At 60.9% G+C, this 3836-nt stretch carries 2 protein-coding genes and 1 pseudogene; 1 reads left to right on the forward strand and 2 read right to left on the reverse strand.

The genetic code is table 11. The features are described 5' to 3' along the window. A partial coding sequence (locus tag WCA53_RS29695; RefSeq protein WP_423919696.1) for a GGDEF domain-containing protein occupies positions 1-1793 on the reverse strand: 1793 nt, incomplete at its 3' end. A gap of 358 nt (positions 1794-2151) precedes the next feature. On the opposite strand from WCA53_RS29695, the gene WCA53_RS29700 reads away from it, so the two are divergent. Next, positions 2152-3696: a methyl-accepting chemotaxis protein gene (locus WCA53_RS29700; RefSeq protein ID WP_423919699.1), complete on the forward strand. Its 1545-nt coding sequence runs from the start codon at positions 2152-2154 to the stop codon at positions 3694-3696. Between the two features lie 29 nt (positions 3697-3725). On the opposite strand, the pseudogene WCA53_RS29705 reads toward WCA53_RS29700, so the two are convergent. Next, a pseudogene (locus tag WCA53_RS29705) lies at positions 3726-3836 on the reverse strand (esterase); the annotation flags it as partial.

Below are 3836 nucleotides of genomic sequence, written 5' to 3' on the forward strand. Positions count from 1 at the left end.
GCGTTAGCGAACTCAATAGCGACAAATCCGCTCTTCTCATTCTTAACACGCCGCTTGGCAATAGCCGCCACCGCGCCGATCTCTTCCGAGCTCCGAGCGGCCCGCGCCGACACGCGTACAGCGCCAATCGACATTGTCACAAAACCAAAAAAGAGTTGTTTCCTCGCGCGGTCTTCGCCATGAATACCGCCCGCAGCCCGGTCTTCCACCGAGTAAAAGCGCTTCACGTCCTGATTGAATCGAGCGATTGCCTGCAGACTGCGGCTTTGCCAATCCTGGCTTTGGAACAGGATCAGGAAATCGTCGCCACCAATGTGCCCGAGGAAATCAGACGTCGGCTCGCATACCGAATTCAGCGCCGACGCCGCCGCCTTCAACACTTCATCGCCTTGCCAGTAACCATAGCAATCGTTGAAAGGCTTGAAGTTGTCGAGATCCGCGTAGCACGCGACAAAGTCCACGCCGTTATCGATCAAGCGCTCCACATGCGTATTGATCGGCACATTGCCCGGCAAAAAGGTCAGCGGGTTCGCGTAACGCGCCGCCTCGATACGCACGTCCGTCACCGCTCGCACGAGGCGCTCACCGGTGGCAAGTCCTGCGTAGCGGCCGCCGTCGGTGATGACAAATCCGTCGGAGAGATAACGCAGGTCGTCGTTAGCCAGCATGCGCGCAAGCTGGTCGAGCGTGGCATCGCGTTCGACCACCAGCGGAGCGGGATTGGCGAACTGAAGGCACGGCCGCTTGCCAAACAACTCGCGATGATAGGGCAACGCGTATTGATCCATGAACGCGCGGCGATTGATGAGCGCAACCGGCTTGCCGTCGTCAAGAATCGCCACCGCGTGCAGATCCGGCGCCGCGTTGAACAGCGCGACCACGTGATCGTTACGTGCGTTAAGCGGCAGCGTAGGCGCCGCGATCATCATGCGGTCCAGCTCGAGACCGCCTGCGGCCGCGCTCCGATTGCTGCGGGTGCTCGACGGATAAACCGTGATCCGCGAGGAACGAAGCGAGTTGCCAATGGCAGCAGGCAACACCGTGCTGAGCGCGGTAGCGGGCCGGCCCAATAAAAATCCCTGCCCGTATTCAATCCCAAGATCGCGCACGATGCCCAGGTCGGCGGTGCGCTCGATTCCCTCGGCCACCAGTTCAGCGCCGCTCACTTTGGCAAACGCGGCCATCGCCTTGACCGCTTCGAACTTCATCGGATCGAGCGCAATGTTATCGATGAAGAACCGGTCGATCTTCACGTAGGTCGGCGCCAGCGTCACCCAGAGACTCATGCTTGCGTTGGCGCTGCCGTAGTCGTCGAGCGCGAAACCGGCGCCGGTCGAACGCAGTTCACGCACGATCGCGTTGAAGCCCTCGGGATCGTTCACGACGCTCTGTTCGGTCAGTTCGACCACGACCCGGCCCGGCGCGAGCGAGCTGGCGCCTAGCAGGGTAGTCAGGCCGTCGCCACCGGAACATACCGCTTCCATGACAGAGGCGCTTGCGTTGATGAACAGGCGGCCTGCGCCTTCGAGGCGGGCGAACGTTTCACAGCATATTTGCGCAGCCGCGATTTCAAGTGCAAGTGAGCACTGTTCGTGTTCCGCCTGCGCGAACAAATCCGCAGGCATCTCCAGCGGCGCGCCTGCCGGGCCCCGAATGAGCCCTTCATAGCCGCTCACTTCCCCGTCAGCCAGACGGACGATGGGTTGGAACATCGCCTGCAAACTGCCATTGGCGATCAATGCCGCGACCGTACGCGACGGTTGCTGCACTGCGGGAGTAAGTGTGGGGTACATGAGATAAGGCGGTTGTCTAGTACTCACTTAACGGCCGCGAATTAAGCTTATTAAGTGAATGTTTCATGACCAGACGCACCATCCAAGTGCACGACAGATTCAGGGCGAATCGTCTAACAAGTAATTAAACATTCAATGAATTAAATCGTCCGCGAAATTAACGTCCACCGGGTGCTTCCGCACCGCCCCTTGGCCGGCACCGGGCGCGTGGCCGCTTAGCCGTCGTTCGGGTTGACCCGAGTCTTCATTCGGCCTGCGGATTGCCGTAAAGCGAGTCAGGCTCAGCGCTGCACAACGCTAGACAGTCGCAACTTCACACGGCATTTGATAAAGAGGCATCGGCGGCAACATGAAAAACATGACGTTGAATCAGAAACTAGGATCGTTGATGGCCGTGCTTTGGCTCGGGCTGCTTGCAATCGGCGTATTTAGTGCGTTGGCAAATCGCGGCTCGATGGTGGACGACCGTCGCGAGGAGTTGCGAGCCCTGGTTAGCGAGGGTTACACCGCGACGGCCCATTTCGCCAGCCTGGCCGCTGACAAGACGATCACTGAAGACGAAGCGAAGAAGCAGGCGCTCGCGACGATCAAGTCGCTGCGCTACGGCACGGACGGCTATCTCTCGGTCAACGATTCGCACGCGGTCATGCTGATGCATCCGATCAAGCCAGAGATGGACGGCAAGGACATGTCAGGTTTCACTGATCCGGCGGGCAACAAGGTTTTCGTCAATATCGTCACAGCCGGCAATTCGTCGGAAGCAGGCGGCTTTGCCCAATACCAGTGGGCGAAGCCCGGCACCGGCAAGCCCGTCGCCAAGATGAGCTTCTCCAGACGCTTTGCGCCGTGGGACTGGTACATCGTCACCGGTATGTACCTGGACGACATCGACGCCGCGTTCTATTCAACCGTGCTGACCCGCTTGAGCATAATCGCTGTACTCGGCGCACTGGCATCGCTCGCGATGTTGTGGGTCTCGCGCAGCATCAAGCGTGAACTCGGCGGAGACCCCGCGCTCGCGGTCAGCGCCGCGCAGCGCATTTCGCGCGGAGATCTCAAGACACGCGTGCCGGTGGCCGACGGCGATTCGTCCAGCCTGATGTTCGAGTTGAGCCAGATGCAGGGTGGCCTGGTCGAAACCGTTTCACGCGTTCGCGCGGGCACGGAAAACATCAACGTGGGCGCGTCGGAAATTGCCGCGGGCAATACGGACTTGTCGCAACGCACGGAAGAGCAAGCGGCCGCGCTCGTACAAACGGCGTCGAGCATGGACGAGATAACCGCGAACGTGAAGCAGAACGCCGACAGCGCCACGCAAGCCGCCAAGCTTGCGAGTCAGGCAGCCGATGTCGCCCGGCGCGGCAGCGGCGTAGTCGAGGAAGTGATCCAGACGATGACCCGCATTACCGCAAGCTCGAAGCAGATTGGCGACATCATCGGTGTGATCGACGGCATTGCGTTCCAGACCAATATCCTGGCGCTCAACGCAGCGGTCGAAGCAGCGCGCGCCGGCGAGCAAGGCCGTGGTTTCGCCGTGGTAGCGGCGGAAGTGCGCAGCCTGGCGCAACGCTCGGCCACCGCGGCGAAAGAGATCAAGGCGCTGATCGAGACATCGACGGATACGGTGAAGGAAGGCTCTTCGCTCGTGTCGAATGCGGGCGCCACGATGACCGAGATCGTGACGTCGGTGCATCGTGTGAACGAGATCCTCGACGAAATCAGTCAAGCGTCGCATGAACAAAGCGCGGGCATCGAGCAGGTCAACCGCGCAGTGGGCGAGATGGATCAGGTGACGCAGCAGAACGCGGCGCTGGTCGAGCAGGCAGCGGCCGCGGCGCATTCGCTGAAGGATCAAGTCGACGTGCTGCGTGAAGCGATCGGGAGCTTTTCGCTGCCGGCTTGATGATGCGCGCCTCGATCGCTCCCGTCGTCCTATCCTTTGAGCGGGTGATCGAGAAAGAAGCGCAACATGGCTGCGCTCGCGTCGGGGCCGCTCGCGTCGGTGTACGAGCCGCGCGCGCTGCCGCCGGCCCACGCATGCGG

This window comes from Caballeronia sp. (assembly GCF_049581465.1).
Taxonomy (GTDB): domain Bacteria; phylum Pseudomonadota; class Gammaproteobacteria; order Burkholderiales; family Burkholderiaceae; genus Caballeronia.